The organism is Candidatus Profftella armatura (Diaphorina cf. continua) (assembly GCF_016593155.1).
Taxonomy (GTDB): domain Bacteria; phylum Pseudomonadota; class Gammaproteobacteria; order Burkholderiales; family Burkholderiaceae; genus Profftella; species Profftella armatura_A.
In genome coordinates, this window is sequence record NZ_AP023215.1 from 372,406 (window position 1) to 396,069 (window position 23,664).

Genomic DNA, 23,664 nt, shown 5'->3' on the forward strand with positions numbered 1-23,664 from the left:
ATTGATAATTTATTATAAAGTTACTATAAAGTAAATTTATATTTTAAATAACTATTCTATAATTTAGAATAGTTATTAATTTAAATTAAACAAAATATTATAATTATATTTAGAAAACTCGTGAATAAAAAAATAAAAACTTCTTCTGTTTCATTAATTAATAAAAATTTTCTCAAAAATATTATTGAAAAAGATATTACTAAAAAGACTTTTAATAATAGATATGATAAATATGGAAATAAATTACCAAAAGTAATAACGCGTTTTTCACCAGAGCCAAATGGTTATCTTCATATTGGGCATGCTAAATCAATTTTTATTAATTTTGAGCTTGCTTATAACTATAATGGTTTATGTAATTTACGATTTGATGATACTAATCCATTAAAAGAGAATCAAGAATATGTTAATTCTATTATTAAAACAATTAAATGGTTAGATTTTAATTGGGATAAGGTAAAAAAACGAATTTATTATGCTAGTGATTATTTTGATATATTATATCAAATAGCTGAATATTTAATTATTTCTGGAAATGCTTATGTAGACAGTCAGAGCACTGAAGAAATATGTATTAATCGCGGAAGTTTATATGATCCGGGTCGTAATTCACCATTTTATAATCGATTACCCTCTGAGTCATTAAATTTATTTAGAAGAATGAGATCTGGGGAATTTAAAGATGGTACGCATGTTTTAAGGGTAAAAATAAATATGAAATCAAAAAATATTAATATGCGTGATCCTATTATTTATCGTATCCGACATGTAAATCATTATAGAACTAATAATACTTGGTGTATTTATCCAATGTATGATTATGCACATCCAATTTCAGATGCAATTGAAAATATCACTCACTCAATTTGTACATTAGAATTTCAAGATCATCGACCTTTTTATGAATGGATATTAAATAAACTTGATAAAACTAATTTTATTACAAGACCTTTTCCAAAACAATATGAATTTTCGAGATTAAATTTAACTTATACAATTACTAGTAAACGTAAGTTATTAAAATTATTAGAAAAAAAAATTGTTGATGGATGGGATGACCCTAGAATGCCAACTTTAATTGGTATGCGTCGTAGAGGTTATACCCCTGAATCAATTAAATTATTTTGTAAACGTATTGGCGTTTCTAAATCTGATAGTTGGATTAATATAGAAATATTAGAACAAGCATTGCGTGATGACTTGGATATTAAGACTCCAAGAATTATGGCGGTATTAAATCCAATTAAATTAATTATTAGTAATTTTTTAGATAATCAGGAAATTGAGTGCGTTGCCTCGGTATTTTCATATAAACATACTCAATATAAAAAAAAATTAAGATACTTTCCAATCTCAAAGATTTTATGGATTGAAAGAGATGATTTCATGGAAATCCCAACTAAAGAATATTTTCGCTTATACCCACCTATCGGAAATAATTCTGGAAATCGTGTGCGACTACGTTATGGTTATGTAATTGAATGTACTGGATTTAAAAAAAATAAAAATAATGAAGTTATAGAAGTATATTGTAAATATTTTCCAGATAGTAAAAGTGGAACTAAATTTTCATCAAATTATAAAGTTAAAGGAAATATTCATTGGATTAGTAAAGATCATGCATTATCTATTGAGGTGCGTTTATATAATAGACTTTTTATAAACCCTTATCCAAATATAGTAAATGATAAAGATTTTAAATTATTAATTAATCCGAATTCAAAAAAAGTAGTTTCTGCTTATTTAGAGCCAAATATAAAATTTATTTTTCCTAAAAATTATGCTCAATTTGAACGTCATGGATATTTTATATTGGATGATATTGATTCAACTGATAATAAATTAATTTTTAATCAATCAGTTTCTTTAAAAAATTATTGGAAAAAATAATGTAGGGTTTTGTAAATTGGTTGCGGGAGTAGGATTTGAACCTACGACCTTCGGGTTATGAGCCCGACGAGCTACCAAACTGCTCCATCCCGCTTAAGTTAGGATTATTTTAACTTATGTATATAAAATATGCAAATTTTATATTTTTAAAAATTTTACAAAATTTTTAATTTTTAAATTTTGTAAAAAATTAAATTACTATGTAATTTAATTTAGAAAATATAATTTAAATATTTTTTTAAATATAATATAATTATATATCGAAAATTATATTATATTACTACGTCTGTAATTATTTTTATAATTATTATTAATTATTTTTGTAATTATTATATTTATTATATTTTAATTGATATTTAAAATAAAAAACCTTAAAATGAAAAATAATTTATTTCTTATAACCTTATAGTTTAAATATTCTTGTGTCATTTTTACATGCTGATAATATAGAAAATTTATTACCCCAAACACAATGCACTAAATGTGGATATCCAGGGTGTAGACAATATGCGGAAGCAATTGCTAATGGAAGCGCAAATTATAATCAATGCCCACCCGGGGGGCGTCAAGGAATTATTAAATTAGCTAAATACTTAAATAAACCAATAATTCCATTGAATCCTATAAATGGAAATGAGAAATCACGCTTCTGTGCTGTTATTCAAGAAAAAAAATGTATTGGATGTACATTATGTATTCAGTCTTGTCCTGTAGACGCCATTATTGGGGCAGCTAAACATATGCATACTATTTTTTCTAAATTATGTACTGGTTGTGATCTTTGTATTAAAAAATGTCCGGTTAATTGTATTTTTATGATTGAAGTTACCCCGGGTCGCACAGGGTGGGATGCTTGGTCTCAAAAACAAGCTGATAATGCGCGTAAAAGATATTATTTTCGTAAAAAGCGTATATTTCGTGAAAAAAAAGAAAATTATGAAAAATTAAAAAAAGTAACTATACAATTTAAAAAAAATAACAGAGAAGATCAAAAATATTTAATTGAAAGTGCTATGAAAAGAATAGAGGCATTAAAAAATAAAAAAAATTAAAAAAATAATTTTGTAATTATGAATCAAAAAAAACGTATCATGATTTTTAATTGATTAAGAGCTAATAATCCAAATCCAATTACAGAACTTAAATATATATTGTACTGAAATATAATAATGAAATACTTTTCACAAAAAAAGAATTAGAATTTTTACCTGGAGTCGGACTTAAAACCGTTAATGTAATTTTAAATATTATATTCAATAAATTAACTATAACGGTTGATATACGCATATTAATTATTTAATACAAGATTTAGTAAGTATAAATTTAAAAATATAAGTGAGTTAAATAAAAAAATTGTACGAATTAAAAATATTTTTTAACTAAGATATAAATGAGTATATTATTTGAATACTATTATAGAAATTCATGCTGAAAATTTACCAATATTTTGTCCACATAAAGATATGATTCTCTGGTCGTCTCATCCTAAAGTATTTCTTTTTATAGATAAAAATGGATATGCGCAATGTCCATATTGTAATACTAAATATAAATTAGATTTTAATAAATATTAAAAGGAATTAATTAATATGGCTGTTCAAAAAAGTAAAAAAACTCCCTCAAAAAGAGGTATGCGTCGTTCTCATAGTTTTTTATTTGAACCTTCTATTTCAATAGATATTACAACTGGTGAAAAACATTTATATCATCATATTAGCCCTAATGGGTTTTATAGGGGAAAAAAAATTTTAAAAAATAAAAACTGTAAATCATGATACTTTTTATATAATGAAATAAAAGTATTTATAAAAAGTACCAAATTAAAATATAAAAAATAATTTTTAAAATAAATTAATTATTTCTGCATGAATGACGATTATAATAACTAAAACTATTTTTTCTAGAGGAAGATATATTTGTTTTTTTATTAAAAATTTGTTTAGAAAATCGTTTAGTAGTATTTCTTTTATTAGTATTATGTGTTTTCAAATTATTATTAAAACGATAACGAGAATAATAAGTTTTAATTGTTTTTTTTGGTTCAAATCCATTAATTATTTCAATTGGAATTTGTTGTTTTGTAAATCGTTCAATTTTTTTAATATTCATACTTTCCGTATGATTTACTAATGATACAGCAAATCCATTACGTCCTGCGCGACCAGTTCGACCAATACGATGAACATAATCTTCTGGAAATTTTGGTAAATCATAATTAAATACATGTGTTATTGCGGGAACGTCAATTCCTCTAGCTGCAACATCAGTGGCAACTAAAATTTTAATTTTTCCTCTGCGAAGGTTTTCTAGGGTACGATTGCGTGCTCCTTGATGTAAATTCCCATGTAATGGCGCAGCTAAAAAGCCAGAAATATTAAGACGATCCGCAATAATATCAGCATCACGTTTAGTAGCAGTAAAAATAACAGCTTGACCAATTTTTTTATCGCGCAATAAATAATCTAGTAAACGATTTTTATGTAAAACATCATCAACAAATAAAATGCTTTGTGTAATGTTTTTTTGTTTTTTTTCAACGCTATTTACTTTTAAAATTAATGGATTTTTAGTAATATTTTTCGCCATATTACCAACAATACCATCAAGTGTAGCTGAAAATAACATAGTTTGTCGTGTTATTGGGGTAGCATCAACAATTTTTTCAATATCATTAATAAATCCCATATCAAGCATACGATCCGCTTCATCTAAAACTAAAATTTGAAGATGAGAAAAATTTATTTTTCCAGAATTCATATGATCTATTAAACGACCGGGTGTTGCTAATAAAATTTCAGGATTTTTAGATAGTAATTGCATTTGTTTCGGGTACGGCATTCCACCTAGAATTGAAATCGCTTTAATTTTTTTCATATATAAACCATATCGTTCAGTAGCTGCAGTTACTTGTAATGCAAGCTCTCGAGTTGGTGTTAATACTAACATCCTTGGTTGAGCGGGTTTAAATCGTAATCGTTTGTTGTGAATATAGGTAATTTTATTATTATTTTGATTTAAATTTCTTTTAATAACAGGAATTTTATTTTTAGAAGATGCAAATTTATGTAATGCCGGCAATATAAATGCTGCAGTTTTTCCGGAACCCGTTTGTGATGACACTATTAAATCTCTACCAGAAATGGCTGCAGGAATTGTTTGTTCTTGTACTCCCGTGGGTTTAGTATAACCAACTTTAATAAGCGCTTTAAGAACTAACTCGTGTAAACCAATGGATTTAAAATTCATATATTTCTTTCTTTTCAAAATCATTATTTCTTTTATTTTATTATATTTATTATTACTTTAAATTATTTTTCATTATATTTTATAAAATATATTTTTGAGTTTTTAGGTATTTTTAAATTATTTGTAATTAAATATAATGAATTATATTTCTATGATAAAATTAATCTGTGTATATATAAATTTTATTAAAGAATATTTTTTGTAATTTTAATATATTATAATTAAATATTATAAGCAAAGGAAGTGATATTTATTTTAATAGGTAGTGTAATTTTTAGCAATATATTAAATATTTAATTAAGGAATTAATTATAAATGAACGAAAATATAAAAAATAATATTTTTATTACTCTTACTGAGGGTGCTATAAAAAAAGTTAGTCAATTGATTAAAAAAAAAGGTAATTTAAATTTAAAGTTACGAGTGTTTATTCAAGGGGGCGGTTGTTCTGGTTTTCAATATGGATTTGTGTTTGATGAATACACAAATAAAGATGATACGATTTTTGAAAAAAATGGAATTCAATTATTAATTGATTCAGTAAGTTATCAATATTTAATAGGATCTGAAATAGATTATAAAGATGATTTAGATGGATCTAAGTTTATAATTAAAAATCCAAATGCAATAACTACCTGTGGTTGTGGATCATCTTTTTCTACGTATAAATAGTAATTAATTTTAGCGAAAAATTAGAAAATATTATTTTTTGTAATCATATTTTAATAAAATGTTTTCTGTAATATTTTAATTCTTCAACTGATTCAATTATATCGGTTAATGCTGTATGAGCTTGTTTTTTTTTAAAACCAGATACTAATTCTGGTTTCCATCTCATGCATAATTCTTTTAATGTGGATATATCTAAATTACGATAATGAAAAAAAGATTCTAATTTTGGCATATTATAAGCCATAAAACGACGATCTTGACAAATAGTGTTTCCTGACATTGGTGATTTACCATATGGTACATATTTTTTAAGAAAATTAATTAATTCAAATTCTGCCTCTGGTTCTGTAATAGTTGATTTTTTTACTCGTTCAATTAATCCAGAACGTTTATGTATACCTTTATTCCAGTTATCCATGTTATTCATAATAGATTCAGATTGATGAATTACATAAACTGGAGCTTGAGCTAATATATTAAGCTGAGAATCAGTTACTAAAACAGCAATTTCTATTATACGATCCTTATTTGGATGTAATCCAGTCATTTCCATATCAACCCATATTAAATTAAGCGAATTATATTGAAAATTGTTCATTATTGTAAATACTAATTAATTATAAATAATTAATTAGTTCCTCCTACGGTCATAGAATCAATTTTTAAAGTAGGTTGACCAACTCCAACTGGAACTATTTGCCCATATTTTCCGCATACACCAATTCCAGGATCTAATTTCATATCATTACCAATCATCGAAACTTTTTTTAAAATATTTGGTCCATTACCAATTAATGTTGCCCCTTTAATTGGATAAGTTATCTTACCATTTTTAATTATATAAGCTTCACTAGCAGAAAATACAAATTTTCCATTTGTAATATCTACTTGTCCTCCACTAAAATTAGTGGCATATAAACCATTTTCAACAGATGTAATAATTTCTTCTGGATGAAATTTTCCATTTAACATGTATGTATTAGTCATTCTTGGTATTGGCATGTGAGCAAAAGATTCTCTTCTTGCGTTACCAGTAATAGACATATTCATAAGACGTGCATTCATAATATCTTGCATATATCCTTTTAAGATACCGTTTTCAATAAGAGTAGTACATTGAGTGGGAGTTCCTTCATCATCTATATTAATAGAGCCGCGTCTATTTGCTATAGTACCATCATCAACTACAGTAATTTCTTTAGATGCTATACACTTACCAATACAATTAGAAAAAGTACTAGATCCCTTTCTATTAAAATCTCCTTCTAACCCATGTCCAATGGCTTCATGTAATAAAATTCCGGGCCACCCGGGACCTAATACTACTTTCATTATACCAGCTGGAGCTGGTTTAGCCTCTAAATTAATTAAAGCTGAATTCACTGAATTAGATACGCATTTTTCCAAAATTATATCAGTAAAATAATTATAATTATAGCGCCCTCCGCAACCACTATTACCTATTTCTTTTCTACCATTTTGCTCTACAATAATTGTAACGAATAATTGTACTAAAGGACGTATATCAGCTACAATCAAACCATCATTTCGTGTTATTAATATAACATCATATTCTCCGGATAAATTAGCTATTACTTTTATTACACGAGGATCTTTTAAGCGCGCTATTCTTTCAACATCTTCTAATAATTTAATTTTTTCTCGTATATTTATTGATGATATTGGATTAATAGATTCATATAAGGAATGAGTTTTTATTTTTTTAATATTATTAATAATTTTTATTTTTCCATTACCTTGATTTGCAATAGCTCTAGTTGATTTAACGGCATTAATTAATGTATTTTTAGAAATTTCATCAGAATAAGAAAAAGCAATTTTATCACCAGAAACAGCGCGTATACCAACTCCTTGATTAATGGAAAAATTTCCGGTTTTAACAATTCCTTCTTCTAAAATCCAGTTTTCATTTTTTGTGAATTGAAAATAAAAATCAGCATAATCAACTTTATTTTTAAACATATTTCCTAACATTTTTAGTAATATTTTTTCATCTAAATCAAATGGTTCTAATAAAATATTACGAGCAATATGAAGAGGATTTATATTTTTTTCTATTATATTAATCATAATTATTAAATTTTCCTGTATTAAAAATAATATTATATTAACTTAAAATATATATTTTATATTCATTTTTTTAAATTTTAATTTTAACATTAATTATATTATAGTATTCCTATATTATGAATTTAGTGTATGGAAAATTAAAATACAATTTTTAACTCGATTAATTATCATAGAAGGAATAGGATGCTTATTATATAGAAGGAATAGGATGCTTATTATCTAATCTATGCGGACTAAGATATAGTATTTAAGATATAGTATTATTAATATTATTATTTTTTGGGAAAGTATAGATATTTCTTGATTTTTTTTTGCGAGTTGAATATATTTATTATCATGAAACCAATGTATTATTTTTTAAGAATTATACGTATTTTGTTAACTTTTTCTTTTTTCCTCTGTTCTTTGTATTAAAAATGTATCTTAACGGGTATTAATAATCTTAATTAATAAATAAGATGAATTAGAATACTAGACGTATAATTTAAAATACTAATATCTATAAAAACTAAGCGTTTTAATTTTAAATATTTATTGCTTTTTCTTTAAAGGAAACATAAAAAACATCCTAGTTTTTTTTAGAATTTCATAAGTAGTTATTTGTTCAAAGTTTTTTTATTCCATGAATAAAAATTGGTATTTTTTCTCTATTTAATAATAAAGATAATAGTGATATTATATTAATAAAATGTCATAAGTTATTATAATTAGAAATAATAATTGGGCATATTTATAAAAGGAATTTCTAAAGGAATAAATAAAGATTTAATTATCTTGAAAAAAACCACCAATTTCCTTAATTGATTCTCCTTTAATTTTCATTTTTAATAAAAGGCAGCTAGTTCTATATCAGATAATTAACCTTTTAAAACAATACTATATAACAATTCAAAATTTTTAAATGATAAATATAAGAATTTTTTTAATAAAATTAGTTAATAATATAGATTTATTTTGAGTATTATAAATAATTTTTTATCCTTTTAAATGATTGGATTAAAATAGTAAAAATATTAATTATTATTGTAATTAAAACATTATTATTGTAATTAAAAATATTCAACTGTTGCGTTATATAATCCTATATTAATAAGATCTAATTTTAAATCATCAACTGGTTGTACCTTCCAATTTAATGGCCATTTTATTTCATATTTTATACTTTTATTTACACAATAATATAACACAAAAGGTAAACCATTTTTACATTTAAAGTTTAATAAAATTTTTTTTAAAATGACGATATCAAATGTTTTTTTAAACATAACAGAAAATTGTTTTCCATATATAATTCGCGCCAAATTAATATCAAAAATTTTTTCAGCATTAATTCGTATATTTTTTGAAAAATGATCCTTTAATACTTTACCCGATATTATTAATAATTCATTCTCCTTTAGAATAATTTTATTTTTTTCATATAATTGATTATTAATTATTGCTTCAACAGAATTACTATTATCATCTATAGTAATAATTAATATTTTTCCCCGATAAGTATTTTTTAATTTAAGTTCAGTAATAATACCTGATACCGTAATACATGAATATGTAGGCTTTAATTCTGATAAATAAATAGGTATAAATTGGCGAATTTCAGTTTCATAAATACAAAACATATGCTCAGATAAACAAAAACCTAAAACTTTTTTTTCTTCTATAAGTTCTTGTTTTCTACTCCAAGAAGGTATTTTTATATAATTTAAATACTCTTTTAGATTATGATTGTCATCATTATTAAATAAACTTAATTGATTTATAAATTTTTTAGTTTTTTCAGCATTTTTTAATGCTACATTAATGGATGCTACAAGTATATATCGTTTTTCATTAAAGCAATCAAATGCACCTGAATGTATAAGGGAATTAATAATACGACGATTTATATAGCGTTTATCAATTCTTTTAGTAAAATCAAATAAATTAGTAAATAAGCCAAATTTTCTTTCAGCAACAATGGCTTCAATTGTGCTTTTTCCGGTTCCTTTAATTGCGCCTAAACCATAACGTATATTTTTATTTTTTCCATTTGATTCAATTATTGGAAAAAAATAATATTTTGATAAATTAATATTAGGAGGCAAAATATTTAAACCGCAAATTTTAATTGCATCTTTTACAAGAATTTTAATTTTATTTGTATCATCCATTGAAAGAGATAAATTTGCAGCCATAAAATAAGAAGAATAATGTGTTTTTAGATATGCCGTATAATATGATAATAAAGCATAAGCAGTAGCATGAGATTTATTAAAACCATATCCAGCAAATTTTTCTATTTCATTAAAAATTTCATTAGCTTTATATTCACTTAATCCATGTTTTATAGCGCCATTTTTAAAAAATTTACGATGTTCTATCATTTCTAATGTTTTCTTTTTTCCTATTGCTCTTCTTAATAAATCCGCCTGCCCTAATGAATAACCTCCAAGTATTTGAGCAATTTGCATTACTTGTTCTTGATATACCATTATACCATAAGTTTCAGATAAAACATGTTTAGTACGAGGATCTGGGTAGTTAAAATATTCACCATGTTTTCTTTTACAAAAATCTTTTATTAAATCCATTGGACCTGGTCTATATAAAGAAATTAAAGCAATAATTTCTTCAAAATGATCTGGTTTCGCTTCTTTTAACATATTTTTCATACCCTGACTTTCAAGTTGAAAAACAGCAACAGTATTTGCTTTTTTTAAAAGATTATATGTATTTTTATCATTTAATGGTAATTTATTTAAACTAAAATCAGTCATTTTTGGATTTATTTTTTTTATAAAATAAATAGTTTTATCAAGAATAGATAAAGTAGTTAAACCTAAAAAATCAAATTTAATAAGCCCTATTTCTTCAATATCATCTTTATCATATTGAGAAATTATCCCAGTCATTCCTTCTTGTTTATATAAAGGACAAAAATTAATTAATTTACTTGGCGCAATTAAAACTCCTCCTGCATGCATGCCTACATTTCTAATAATACCTTCTACTTGTTGTGCTAATTCAATTAATTGTTTAACTTCTTCTTCATTTTTGATTCGTTCTGCTAGCTGGGGTTCTTCTTTTATAGCATTAGATAAAGTCATTAATTTTCCTGGTTTAAATGGAATTAATTTTGAAATACTATCGCAAAAACTATATCTAAAATCAAGAACACGACCAACATCACGTATCGCTCCTTTTGCGGCCATTGTACCAAAAGTTACAATTTGAGAAACTGAATCTTTACCGTATCGGTTTTTAACATATTGTATTACACGATCACGGCCTTCTTGACAAAAATCAATATCAAAATCTGGCATAGATATTCGATCTGGGTTTAAAAATCGCTCAAAGAGTAAATTATAAGAAAGTGGATCTATATCAGTAATTGATAAAGAATAAGCAACTAAAGAACTAGCGCCTGATCCCCGACCCGGTCCAACTGGAATAAAATTATTTTTTGCCCATTCAATAAAATCCGAAACAATTAAAAAATATCCAGAAAAACCCATTTTAATAATAGTTTTAATTTCAAATTGAAGACGCTTGTTGTAACGTAATTTTTCACGTTCATATATTTCAGGATTTTTATATAAATTTAATAAACGTTTTTTTAAACCATGTTTAGATTTGGAAATTAAAAAATCATTAATATTTATATTTTTTGGTGTTGGAAATTTAGGTAATTTTAGTTTACCAAATTGTAGTTTTAAATTACAACGTTTAGCAATTTCTATAGTATTTTGTATTGCATTAGGAATATCAGAAAATAACTTAATCATTTCAGATTGAGTTTTAAAGTTTTGTTCTTTAGTAAATTTTTTTATACGTTTAGTATTGGATAAAATTTCTCCTTCTGCGATACATGTACGAATTTCATGAGCTAAAAATTCTTTTTTTTTTAAAAATTGAATTGGATGTGTAGCAACTATAGGTAAATTAATTATAGATGCAATATTAATTAATTGTTGAATTTGAAAATTCATATTAGGTTGTTTAATTCTTTGAATTTCAATATAAAAATTATCTGGAAAAATTTTAGACCAACGACGTGCAAAATTTTCTGCAATATCATTTCTACCATTTTGAATAGCAATTCCAATATCTCCAAAATGAGCCCCAGATAAAGCTATTAAGCCGTTTTTATATTTATTTTTTTCTAACCATTCTATACGAATTTCAGCGCGACCATAATTTATATTTTCTATATATGCTTTTGATAATAATTCACATAATTGTAAATAACCATTATTATTTTTAACAAGTAATAATAAACGACTAGGTTTTTTATTTTCAATTTCGTTAGTAATCCAAACATCACAACCAATTATTGGCTTAATACCCTTATTATAAGCTGCTTTATAAAATTTTATCACACCGAATAAATTAGATAAATCAGTAATTGCTAAAGCTGGTTGATAATCATTTGCGGCGGCTTCTATTGCATCATTAATTCTTACTAATCCATCAATAATTGAGTATTCAGAATGAAGACGAAGATGAATAAATTGAGGAATCATTTTATATTTTATATTAAATTTGTAAGTTATTTTATGTATAATTTAAATTAAGAATTTATTAACTATAATAGTTATTAAATTAATTTAATTTTAAAAAAATATTTTTTTTCTTATATAGTTAAAATAATAATAAATTTTATTTATTAATTAATTGTAATATTTTTTAAAAAATGTAATTATAATTAAATTTTTTTAATTAACAATATTATTAAGCAATTTAGTATAAATTATTAATTTGATGATAGTTTATTTTTAAAAATTATAGCCTTAAATAAATTATTATTATTTAAACAAATTATTACTAAATAGATAATTTTATATTTATAATTAGATTTATAAATAGATATAATTAAAATTAAAAGTGAAATTATATAAAACTTAATCTAAAATATTTTATTTCTTTAGTTTAATAATTTAAATATTTTTAAAAAATTTTAACGAAATTATTTTAACATAAATTTTAAAATATAATAAAATATTGTCTTAATAGAAATTAAAAATAATACCAAAATAAAAATACTAAAAAATTTATTTTTAAAAAATTATTATAAATAGAAATAAATTTTGTATATAAAATGGATTTTATAAGATTATAATGGAGTTTATAAAATGTATCGAATATTCGAAAAAATATTATATCCCTTTCCAAATACATTAATGAAGTCTTTACCATATAAATTAATATCATTTATTTTTAAATGTATATATGGTGTACGTAAATATATTTTATTAGTAATTTTTTTTACTACTTTAACTGGTGCATTTGAAGCATTATTATTTGCTGCCATGGGAAGAATTATAGATTTATTAAGTAATATAGAATCATCACTTCTTTGGAAAAATTATAGTAGTTATATATTATTATTAGGATTTATACTACTTAGTAGTACGGTTTTTGTTGGTTTACAGACATTATTTAAGCGCCAAGTATTATCTGGAAATCTTCCAATGTTATTGAGATGGAATTTTCATAGACTTATATTAAATCAAAGTATAAATTTTTTTCAAGAAGAATTTGCTGGAAGAATTGCAACAAAAGTAATGCAAACTTCTATAGCTATAAGAGATATATTTGTTATTATAGGTGATATTTTAGTTTTTATAACGATATATATTGTTACTATAATAACAGTAATAGGAACATTTAATATTTGTATGTTATTTCCATTTTTTATATGGATTGGTGCTTATATTTGTATATTAATATATTTTATACCCCGTTTAAATAAAACAGCAGAATCACAAGCTACCGCACGTTCTTTAATGACAGGTCGCATTACTGATGCTTATGCTAATATAATGACCGTGAAATTATTTTCTCACGCTGGGCGCGAGGCTAATTATGCGCGATTTGCCATGATTGATTTTTTAAAAAAAATATACCAACAAATGCGTTTAATTAGTAGTTTTGAAATTATAAACCATTTATTAGCGATGTTATTAATTATTAGTACAGCAGGATGCGCGTTATTTTTATGGACAAAAGGTACTTTAGGTATTGGTGCAGTTGCCGCAGCAACCGCAATGTCACTTCGTTTAAATAGTATATCACATTGGGTTATGTGGGAAATAGCAGCTCTTTTTGAAAACATTGGAACAATACAAGACGGAATGAATATGCTCTCAAAAAGATATAGAATAATAGATCATTATAATGCAAAACGATTGGTAGTCACTAGTGGAAATATTTTATTTAAAAATGTAAGCTTTTCTTATGATAAAAAGCATTTAATAATAAATAATTTATCTTTAAATATTCGGCCTGGAGAAAAAATTGGATTAGTAGGTCGATCTGGAGCTGGAAAATCAACTATTAATAATCTTTTATTGCGCTTTTATGATCTGACACATGGAAAAATTTTAATTGATGGGCAAAATATTGCATATGTATCACAAGAAAGTTTACGAGAACAAATAGGAGTGGTAACACAAGATACTTCATTATTGCATCGCTCTATACGGGATAATATTTTATATGGTCGTCCAGATGCTAGTGAGTGTGAACTATTTGATGCAGCAGCATGCGCGGAAGCTGATATTTTTATTAAATCTTTAACTGATTCACATGGACGAAAAGGTTATGATGCTCATGTAGGGGAGCATGGTATTAAATTATCTGGAGGACAACGTCAAAGAATTTCAATTGCTCGCGTGATATTAAAAAATGCACCAATTTTATTACTAGATGAGGCTACTAGCGCCCTTGATTCAGAGGTAGAAATTGCTATTCAAAAAAGTTTATATAATTTAATGAAAGGAAAAACAGTAATCGCTATAGCTCATAGATTATCCACTATTTCTGCAATGGATAGATTAATAGTATTAGATAATGGGCGCGTGGTAGAAGAAGGGTCGCATTTAGATTTATTAAAAAATAATGGTTTATATGCTCGTTTATGGGAGCATCAAAATAAAAATTTTATAAAAAAAAATAAAAAATTTTAAAATTTAATATAAAATTTTTGATATGAAATAAAGATGCTTTTTATAAAAATAACATATTTTTATTTTTAATTATTTCAGTAAAATAAATTACATTTTTATTTTTTTATAAAATTTTTTAAAAAACCACTTTTTAAATAAATTAATAATAATGTTAATGCGGCCGGTGTTATTCCAGAGATTCTCGATGCCTGTCCAATAGTCTCTGGTTTATATTTATTTAATTTTTGACGAACCTCCATTGATAAAGATTGTATTTGCATATAATCTAAATTATATGGTAATTTTAAATTTTCATTAATTTTATTTTTTTCTACTTCATTCATTTGGCGAAGAATATAACCCTCATATTGTAATTGTATTTTAAGTTGTTTTTTGATATCTTCTTGATAAATTTCTGTGTTATATAAATTTTTACCATCAATTCCTTTTAATGATATTAATGTATTATAATTAATATTAGGCCAAGTTAATAAATTAGATAAAGAATATTCGTGTTTTATTTTTTTTCCTAATACACGTTCAGATTCTCCTGTATCAAGGATATTAGGATTAATCCATGTGTCTTTTAAGCGCTGTAATTCTTTTGTAATTATTTCCCTTTTTTTTTCAAATATTTTCCATTGTTTATAACTAACGCATCCTAGTTTCCAACCTATTTCCGTAAGACGTAAATCCGCATTATCTTCTCGTAAATTTAGGCGATATTCTGCTCGGCTAGTAAACATACGATAAGGTTCTTGAATGCCCTTAGTAATTAAATCATCAACTAATACACCTAAATATGCTTGATCACGACTAGGTGTCCAGGGTTCACGTTCTTGAGCAAATAAAGCCGCATTTAATCCCGCTAATAGACCTTGAGATGCCGCTTCTTCATATCCAGTAGTACCATTTATTTGTCCAGCAAAAAATAAACCATGAATTTGTTTAGTTTCTAGTGATGATTTTAAATTACATGGATCAAAATAATCATATTCTATTGCATATCCTGGTCGTAGAATATTAGCATTTTTCATTCCATCTATTGATTGCACTAATTCTATTTGAGTATAAAAAGGAAGACTAGTTGAGATTCCATTTGGGTAATATTCATTAATAATAAGACCTTCTGGTTCTAAAAATATATGATGAGATTTTTTTTGTGGAAAACGATATATTTTATCTTCAATAGACGGACAATAACGCGGACCAATTGCTTCTATTTTTCCTGAAAAAATTGGGCTATTTTTAAATTCAGAGCGAATAATATCATGTGTTTTTTCATTAGTATGAGTAATAAAACATAATAATTGTTTTGGATGTAATTTAATATTTCCAAGTACAGAAAATATTGGAACGGGGTTAGAGTCCCCTATTTGTTTTTCCATTTTTGAAAAATCAATAGTTCGTTTATCAATTCGGGGCGGTGTACCAGTTTTTAATCGACCTTGAGATAATTGTAGTTCTTTTAAGCGTTTTGCTAATGAAGTGGCTGAAAAATCTCCAAAACGACCGGCAGAATAACTTTTTAAACCAATATGAATTTTTCCATTAAGAAATGTACCGGTAGTTAAAATTACTGTTTTGCTAAAAAATTTTATACCAATTTTAGTAATAACACCCAAAATTTTATTTACTTTAATTATTAAGTCATCAACCTCTTCTTGAAATAAATAAAGATTTGATTGGTTCTCTAAATAAAAGCGTATAGCTTGTTTATATAAAGTTCTATCTACTTGTGCGCGAGTTGATCTTACTGCGGCTCCTTTTGACGAATTTAAAATCCGAAATTGAATTCCTGATTTATCAGTCGCAATTGCCATTATTCCTCCCATGGCATCTATCTCTTTAACTAAATGACTTTTACCTATTCCACCAATTGATGGATTACAAGACATTTGTCCTATTGTATCAATATTATGAGATAACAATAAAGTTTTTTGACCCATACGCGCGGAAACAAGAGCAGCTTCCGTCCCCGCGTGTCCTCCGCCAACAACAATTACATCGAATTTTGATTTAAATAACATAAAAATAAATAAATTTAATTTTAAAAATTTTATTTTTTTACAAGAATATTTTATTCTTGTATATAGAATATTTATTAATTATAAAATATTTTTAAAAAAAATATATAATAGAATAAAATATATATTTTACAAATTTTAAAATTTATAAAATTGGATTTTTCAATGAAACGCACTTATCAACCTTCTATTATATGCCGTAAACGTACACATGGATTTCGTTCACGAATTACAACTCGTACTGGTCGTATTATTATTAATTCACGTAGACGTAAGGGTCGAAAAAGATTAACGATATAAAAATATAACAAAATATGTTTTGTAAAATTTTATAAATTATTTAAATTGATAAATTCTAAAAATTTTTCCAATTCTTACGAAAGAGAAAAAAGAATTATTAAAAAAAAAGATTTTTCTGCTATATTACGTTTACGTCCAATTAATAAAACTTCACATTTTTCTTTGTATATACGGTCTAATCAATCTAGAAAAAATCGTTTTGGAATTATAGTTGCGAAACGATTTGTTCCGCGTTCTGTTACTCGTAGTACTATTAAAAGGATTGCTCGAGAATTATTTAGACATAGTTTTTTTTTTCCTTATATTGATTGTGTTGTTCGTTTATATAAACCAATAAATATTAAAAGTGACCCCGCTACTACTACTATGTTAAAATATTTGTTAAGATCTGAATTACGAGAATTATTGAAAATTAATGATTTAATTAATAAAATTACTTTAAATTTTAATTATATAATTAAAAATTAATTTAATAATAAAATATTATTACAATTTTTTCTATTAAAGAAATATAATATTATTATAATTTAAAGTATTTTATTTATATTTATAAAAATATTTTTATTGTATATTTCTAATAAATAATTCATTATAATTCATTCATATAAGTGTATTAATTAATGGACGTTAAACGTATTATTTTATGGATTATATTTTTTTTTTCTTTATTAATGATTTTTAATAGTTGGATAAATTTTAATAATAATAAATCTTTTTTTTTTCAAAATATAATAAAAAAAACAACTTTATTAAATAAATACGATATTAAAAAATCCTCTATTATTCATAATAAAAAACAAAAAATATTTTCAGAAAAAAAATTTATAAAAAAAAATTGTAATGTAAAAAGAAAAATTATTACAATTACTACTGATATTATTAAAGCTGATATTGATACTATAGGTGGAACTTTGAGAAAATTAGAATTATTGAAATATAAGGACTCAAATAATTCTATAAATAATTTTAAATTATTTAATTGCACATCAAATAATATTTATTTAGCTAAATCTAGTTTATTGAATAAAGAATTACCTAATTCTAATTCAGAATTTATTGCTTTACCAGGAAAACGTACATTAGGTAATGATGATTGTATAAAATTAATTCTTGAATCAAAAAAAAATGATATTAAATTAACAAAAACCTATATTTTTAGACGTGGTGATTATAAAATTGATATAATACATACTATTACTAATTATAGTAATAAATCAGTTATACCATTATTACAAATGGAATTGATTCGTGATGGTAATATTCCAGATGGAGAATCATATTTTTGTCGTACTTTTACTGGTTTAGCTGCATATAATAATATTGATAAATTTAAAAAAATAGCATTTAAAGATATTGAAGATTCCAAAAGATTATATTTAAATCAATCTCATGATGGCTGGATTGCAATAGTGCAACATTATTTTGTTTCAGCAATTATCCCTCCTAATGGAATGAAGCGTGAAGTATTTATTAAAAAAATATCTAATAATCTTTATAAAATTAATTCTATATTAGAAATAAATAAAATTTCTCCTAATTCTAAAGTTAATATTAAATCTTATTTATATTCTGGACCGCAAATATCCGACATGTTATTAAAAACTGATCCTAATTTAGATTTAGTAAAAGATTATGGCTGGTTAACTATTTTTTCTAAACTAGTTTTTAAGTTAATGGTATATATTCATACAATTTTTAATAATTGGGGATGGTCTATTATTTTTTTAACTATATTGATAAAATTAATATTTTTTCCATTATCAGCGGTAAGTTATAAAAATATGCTTAAAATGAAATTATTATCACCAAAAATACAAGAAATACGTGATCGTCATAAAAAAAACATAAAAAAAGCTAATGAGGAAATAGTTTATTTATATAAAAAAGAGAAAATAAATCCTTTTAGTAGTATTTTTCCGGTGATAATTCAAGTTCCTATTTTTATTTCTTTATATTCAGTACTATTAAATAGCATTGAAATACGGAATGCTCCATGGTTAGGTTGGATACATGATTTATCCTCTCCGGATAAATTTTATATTTTACCACTATTTATGATGATTTCTATGATGATACAAAATCACTTTAATTCACAGTCATTAAATCCAATACAAAATATAATCTCAAAATTTGTTCCAATTATTTTTTCAATAGTTTTTTTCTTTTTTCCATCTGGTTTAGTGTTATATTGGCTTATTAATAATACCTTAACAATTATCCAGCAATGGATAATAAATAGAAATTAATGTAATTTTTATATTAAATTTTATTAAAAAATTTTTAAGAAAATAAAGTATAAAATGTTAATAAAAAATTCCCCAATTATTGGAATCGCCACTCCTCCCGGAAGAGGAGGGGTGGGTATTATTCGTTTATCTGGAAAAAATCTTTGGTCAATTGTTGAGATAGTTTGTAAAAAAACACAAAAACAATTAAAACCACGTTATGCTACTTATTCATCTTTTTTTTGTAAAAATAATAATATTCTTGATCAAGGTTTAGTTATTTATTTTAAAGCTCCACATTCTTATACAGGAGAGGATGTAATAGAATTACATGGACATGGTGGACCAATTATATTGCGTATGTTATTGTCTTCTTGTTTAGAAATAGGTAAGAGCATTGGTTTAAGATTAGCTATGCCCGGTGAATTTACTAAAAGAGCTTTTTTGAATAATAAATTAGATTTAACACAAGTAGAAGCAATAATTGATTTAATTAATGCCTCTACAGAAGCTGCAGCTAAATCAGCAATGATTTCTTTGTCTGGAAGATTTTCTCAATTAATTAATATATTGTTAGAAAAATTAATTAATTTACGTACTTTAATTGAATTTTCTTTTGATTTTCCAGAAGAGAATCAGGAATTTATTTTAAATAAAACTGATATTTTTAATAAATTAATTCAAATTAAAAAAAAATTATTAAAAATAATACAACAAGGTAAAAAAGGGGCTTTAATTCGTGATGGACTTAATGTGGTTTTAATTGGACAACCAAATGTTGGAAAATCTTCATTATTTAATGCTTTAGTTGGTTCTGATATTGCAATTGTAACTTCTATTGCTGGAACTACACGAGATAAAGTTACCGAAACTATTCAAATTAATGAAATTTTATTAAAAATTATTGATACCGCAGGTATTTCTGATGTGAATAATAAAATAAAAAAAAATATTGATGAGGTTGAAAAAATTGGTATTGAACGTACTTGGGTTGAGTTAAAAAATTCTGATATTATTATTTATGTACAAGATGCGCGTTATAATGAGCACACTAATTTTGATAAAAAAATAATAAAAAATTTTCCGATTAATATTCCAGTAATTTATGTTTGGAATAAAATTGATTATTCTGGACATAAAAAAAATATTAATTATAAAAATAAAATAGCTAATATTTATTTATCGGCAAGTAAAGGTGTTGGAATTGATTTATTACGTAATACTTTATTGAATATAATTGAAAAATTTTATCAAACAATTGAGTCATCTCCTTATTTAGCACGTGAACGTCATATACGCACTCTTAGTGAGGCTAATTATTATTTATCTTGTGCAATAAAAATTACGAATCAATCAGAAAAAAATTTTGAAAAAAATTTAGAGTTAATTGCTGAGGATTTACGGTTTTGTCATGAAAAATTAAGTAGTATTATTGGTAAATCTATAACAAATGATTTATTAGATAATATATTTTCACAATTTTGTATTGGAAAATAATTCTAAAAAGTTTATATTTTTATTTGATTAATTTTCCATTGTGGTTTTATATTAAATTCATAATTTAATTCTAAATTAGAATTATTTTCTATACGCATTGCTCCGGCAAATGCAATCATTGCACCATTATCTGTGCAAAATTCTTTTTTAGGATAAAAAACTGTATAGTTATATTTTTTTTTTAATATATTTAATTTTTTTCTTAATTGTTTATTTGCTCCAACTCCACCAACAACTACTAATTTATTAAATCCTGTATTTTTTAAAGCCGCTATACATTTAGATGTTAAAACATCGATAATAGCGTCTAAGAATCCTCTTGCAATGTTTGCTTTTTCTTGTTTTAAAAGGTCTAATTTAATATTTTTAATTACATTTAAAACAGAAGTTTTTAGCCCAGAAAAACTAAAATTAAAATCATTTGTATATAACATTGGTCTAGGAAATTTATAAATATTAGGATCACCAAACTCAGAAATTAATGAAATTTTTGGACCACCAGGATATCCTAAATCTAACATTTTAGCGATTTTATCAAAAGTTTCTCCAGCAGCATCATCTAACGTCTCACCTAATAAAAAATAATTACCCATACTATTAACTTTTATTAATTGTGTGTGTCCTCCGGAAACAAGAAGCGCAATAAAAGGAAATGTAAGAGAATTATTTGATAAAAAGGGAGATAGTAAATGTCCTTCTAGATGATGAATACCAATTACTGGTTTATTAATTGATAAAGCTATACTGCAAGCTATCGATGCGCCTACTAATAAAGAACCAGATAACCCCGGTCCTTTAGTATATGCAATAATATCAATTTTGTTTAATTCTAAATTTGAATTTTTTAGTAATTTCTTTAATAATGGGATTATTGTTTGAATATGAGTGCGAGCAGCTAATTCTGGAACAACTCCTCCATATTTTTTATGCACTAAATTTTGAGAGCATATTACGTGACTTCGTAAATTTTTAATATGAGTATCGTATAAAGCTAAACCACTATCATCGCAAGAAGATTCAATACCTAATATAATCATAATATAATTTTTAAAAATTTAATATAGTTAATTTTATATAAGTAAATTAAAATTTAAATGGTAAATTTTCTGTTAATTTAGATAGTTTTGCTTGTGATTTTATTTCTGCTTTTTTTATGGCATCATTAAAAGCTGTTACTATTAAATCTTCTAATATATCTTTATCTTCATTTAATAATTTTGAATCAATAAATATTCGTTTTACATAATTTTTACAAGTTATTAAGACTTTTACCATACCAGCCCCAGATTGTCCTTCTACTTCAATAGAAGATAATTTTTCTTGAGCTTTTTTCATTTTATTTTGTATAATTTTTGCTTGACTAATAAAATCTGTTATTTTATTTTTTATCATGTTTATATATTAATTTTAAAAAAAATTTTTATAATAATAGATTAAATATATTTTTTTATTAAAATAATATCAAATTCATTTATTAAATCTTTTAAGAATGAATAAATATTTTCTTCAGAAAAGTTGTTAGTTTCCATTTATTAAATCTCCTTTTTTATTAATTTATATAGATGGTATTGTTTTTTTACAAAAATTTTATGAAATATTTTTAAATTTATTTGATACAGATAAAAGAGATTCATTTATCGTATCTTTTGAATTTTTTAAATTATTAAAATCCAAATGATTATACAATGATTGAAAAACTAACATACGTAATAATGTCATAGTGAATCCAGCATATTCATCTGGCGCTAATTCTAGTTCATTTCTTCCATGTATACTTATTTGATAAAAAAGTTGTATTTGTTCAATATTAAATTTTTTTGATAACTGAATAATTTCATTGTAATTTGGTTTATCTTTTATTAATATTTCTGGAGAGATTTGTATTAATGAAATTTGATGCAAAAATAAACTAAGATCTTTTAAAACAATATTATATGATAAATTATATATTTCTATTTTATTCGCAATAGATAATATCAAATTACCATCCTGCTCTGCTAGTGCATCTAATATTTGTATTAAATATTTTTGATCGATAATACTCAACATTTCTTGCATAGAATTTAATGTAATTTTTTTAGATGAGTAATTAATAGCTTGATCAGTTAAAGATAATGCATCTCTCATAGACCCCTGTGCTCCGGTAGCGATTAAATTTAGAGCAGATATCTCGAATTCAATATTTTCTTTTTTGAGAATATAACAAAGATTGTTAACAATATCATGATGTAACATTTTTTTTAAATTAAATTGAATACATCTTGATAGCACAGTAATTGGAATTTTTTGAGGTTCAGTTGTTGCTAAAATAAATTTAATATATTTTGGTGGTTCTTCTAATGTTTTTAGCATTGCATTAAAAGCATGATGAGTTAACATATGCACTTCGTCGATTACATATATTTTATATCGAGCATTAATTGGTGCATAAATTGTTTGCTCTAATAACTGCGCCATTTCATTAATTCCTCTAGTAGAGGCGGCATCCATTTCTATATAATCTATAAAACATCCATTATCTATTTTTACACAAACAGAACATTTTCCACAAGGTTGAGAAGTAATATCTCCATTACCATCTATTCCGATACAGTTTAAACATTTTGCTAAAATTCGCGATATTGTTGTTTTTCCAATTCCTCGAGTCCCAGTAAACAAATACGCATGATGTAATCTTTTTTTGTCTAAAGCGTTTATTAAAGATTTTACAATGTGATTTTGTCCAATTAAAGTATTAAAATTACTAGGTCGGTATTTACGAGCAAGAACCTGATAAGACATATATATATA

At 24.4% G+C, this 23,664-nt stretch carries 18 protein-coding genes and 1 tRNA gene; 10 read left to right on the forward strand and 9 right to left on the reverse strand.

The features are described from left to right. The first annotated feature begins 120 nt into the window (after positions 1-120). On the forward strand, positions 121-1,890 hold the full coding sequence (locus tag JIC14_RS01575; RefSeq protein ID WP_201329693.1) for a glutamine--tRNA ligase/YqeY domain fusion protein: 1,770 nt from the start codon (positions 121-123) through the stop codon (positions 1,888-1,890). A gap of 17 nt (positions 1,891-1,907) precedes the next feature. Here the strand turns inward: JIC14_RS01575 and JIC14_RS01580 are convergent. Next, positions 1,908-1,984, reverse strand: a tRNA-Met gene (locus JIC14_RS01580). Between the two features lie 328 nt (positions 1,985-2,312). Between JIC14_RS01580 and rsxB the strand changes: the two genes are divergently transcribed. From rsxB to rpmF, 3 genes are all read left to right on the forward strand, one after another. Then, positions 2,313-2,942 carry an electron transport complex subunit RsxB gene (gene rsxB / locus JIC14_RS01585; RefSeq protein WP_201329694.1) on the forward strand — a complete coding sequence of 210 codons (630 nt, stop codon included), beginning with the start codon at positions 2,313-2,315 and terminating at the stop codon, positions 2,940-2,942. Positions 2,943-3,293: 351 nt separating this feature from the next. Next, positions 3,294-3,464, forward strand: coding sequence for a zinc-finger domain-containing protein (locus JIC14_RS01590; protein WP_201329695.1), 171 nt, complete (start codon positions 3,294-3,296; stop codon positions 3,462-3,464). 15 nt (positions 3,465-3,479) lie between these two features. Then, the gene (gene rpmF, locus JIC14_RS01595) at positions 3,480-3,665 is read left to right on the forward strand and encodes a 50S ribosomal protein L32 (protein WP_201329696.1); all 186 of its coding nucleotides are present in this window, start codon (positions 3,480-3,482) and stop codon (positions 3,663-3,665) included. 76 nt (positions 3,666-3,741) lie between these two features. Here rpmF and JIC14_RS01600 read toward each other — a convergent pair whose 3' ends face one another. Next, positions 3,742-5,136, reverse strand: coding sequence for a DEAD/DEAH box helicase (locus tag JIC14_RS01600; RefSeq protein WP_201329697.1), 1,395 nt, complete (start codon positions 5,134-5,136; stop codon positions 3,742-3,744). 315 nt (positions 5,137-5,451) lie between these two features. Here JIC14_RS01600 and erpA point away from each other — a divergent pair, with 315 nt between their 5' ends. Next, positions 5,452-5,808: an iron-sulfur cluster insertion protein ErpA gene (erpA, locus tag JIC14_RS01605; protein ID WP_201329698.1), complete on the forward strand. Its 357-nt coding sequence runs from the start codon at positions 5,452-5,454 to the stop codon at positions 5,806-5,808. 43 nt (positions 5,809-5,851) lie between these two features. On the opposite strand, the gene orn is transcribed toward erpA, so the two are convergent. The 3 genes from orn to dnaE form a co-directional block, all read right to left on the reverse strand. Then, a complete protein-coding gene (gene orn, locus JIC14_RS01610) occupies positions 5,852-6,406 on the reverse strand; it encodes an oligoribonuclease (RefSeq protein WP_201329699.1) in 555 nt (184 codons plus the stop codon). A 29-nt stretch (positions 6,407-6,435) separates the two neighbouring features. Continuing rightward, a complete protein-coding gene (tldD, locus tag JIC14_RS01615) occupies positions 6,436-7,899 on the reverse strand; it encodes a metalloprotease TldD (RefSeq protein WP_425305466.1) in 1,464 nt (487 codons plus the stop codon). Between the two features lie 1,049 nt (positions 7,900-8,948). Then, positions 8,949-12,401 (reverse strand): DNA polymerase III subunit alpha, encoded by a 3,453-nt coding sequence (gene dnaE / locus JIC14_RS01620; RefSeq protein ID WP_201329700.1) that lies wholly within the window; start codon positions 12,399-12,401, stop codon positions 8,949-8,951. Positions 12,402-13,010: 609 nt separating this feature from the next. On the opposite strand from dnaE, the gene JIC14_RS01625 reads away from it, so the two are divergent. Next, positions 13,011-14,846, forward strand: coding sequence for an ABC transporter ATP-binding protein (locus tag JIC14_RS01625; RefSeq protein ID WP_201329701.1), 1,836 nt, complete (start codon positions 13,011-13,013; stop codon positions 14,844-14,846). 95 nt (positions 14,847-14,941) lie between these two features. On the opposite strand, the gene mnmG is transcribed toward JIC14_RS01625, so the two are convergent. Continuing rightward, the gene (gene mnmG / locus JIC14_RS01630; RefSeq protein WP_201329702.1) at positions 14,942-16,855 is read right to left on the reverse strand and encodes a tRNA uridine-5-carboxymethylaminomethyl(34) synthesis enzyme MnmG; all 1,914 of its coding nucleotides are present in this window, start codon (positions 16,853-16,855) and stop codon (positions 14,942-14,944) included. A 162-nt stretch (positions 16,856-17,017) separates the two neighbouring features. On the opposite strand from mnmG, the gene rpmH reads away from it, so the two are divergent. The 4 genes from rpmH (at position 17,018) to mnmE (ending at position 20,874) form a co-directional block, all read left to right on the forward strand. Beyond that, positions 17,018-17,152, forward strand: coding sequence for a 50S ribosomal protein L34 (gene rpmH, locus JIC14_RS01635; protein ID WP_201329703.1), 135 nt, complete (start codon positions 17,018-17,020; stop codon positions 17,150-17,152). A gap of 45 nt (positions 17,153-17,197) precedes the next feature. Continuing rightward, positions 17,198-17,620 carry a ribonuclease P protein component gene (gene rnpA, locus JIC14_RS01640; RefSeq protein ID WP_236584494.1) on the forward strand — a complete coding sequence of 141 codons (423 nt, stop codon included), beginning with the start codon at positions 17,198-17,200 and terminating at the stop codon, positions 17,618-17,620. Between the two features lie 152 nt (positions 17,621-17,772). Then, positions 17,773-19,398, forward strand: a complete 1,626-nt coding sequence (gene yidC, locus JIC14_RS01645) for a membrane protein insertase YidC (RefSeq protein ID WP_201329704.1) — start codon at positions 17,773-17,775, stop codon at positions 19,396-19,398. A 54-nt stretch (positions 19,399-19,452) separates the two neighbouring features. Next, complete coding sequence (gene mnmE, locus JIC14_RS01650; RefSeq protein ID WP_201329705.1) at positions 19,453-20,874, forward strand: tRNA uridine-5-carboxymethylaminomethyl(34) synthesis GTPase MnmE; 1,422 nt, start codon at positions 19,453-19,455, stop codon at positions 20,872-20,874. Positions 20,875-20,885: 11 nt separating this feature from the next. On the opposite strand, the gene tsaD is transcribed toward mnmE, so the two are convergent. The 3 genes from tsaD to dnaX all read right to left on the reverse strand — a co-directional run bounded on the left by tsaD (position 20,886) and on the right by dnaX (position 23,655). Beyond that, positions 20,886-21,911, reverse strand: coding sequence for a tRNA (adenosine(37)-N6)-threonylcarbamoyltransferase complex transferase subunit TsaD (tsaD, locus tag JIC14_RS01655; protein WP_201329706.1), 1,026 nt, complete (start codon positions 21,909-21,911; stop codon positions 20,886-20,888). Between the two features lie 46 nt (positions 21,912-21,957). Further along, positions 21,958-22,266 (reverse strand): YbaB/EbfC family nucleoid-associated protein, encoded by a 309-nt coding sequence (locus tag JIC14_RS01660; RefSeq protein ID WP_201329707.1) that lies wholly within the window; start codon positions 22,264-22,266, stop codon positions 21,958-21,960. A gap of 195 nt (positions 22,267-22,461) precedes the next feature. Further along, on the reverse strand, positions 22,462-23,655 hold the full coding sequence (gene dnaX / locus JIC14_RS01665) for a DNA polymerase III subunit gamma/tau (protein ID WP_201329708.1): 1,194 nt from the start codon (positions 23,653-23,655) through the stop codon (positions 22,462-22,464). Between the last annotated feature and the right edge of the window lie 9 nt (positions 23,656-23,664).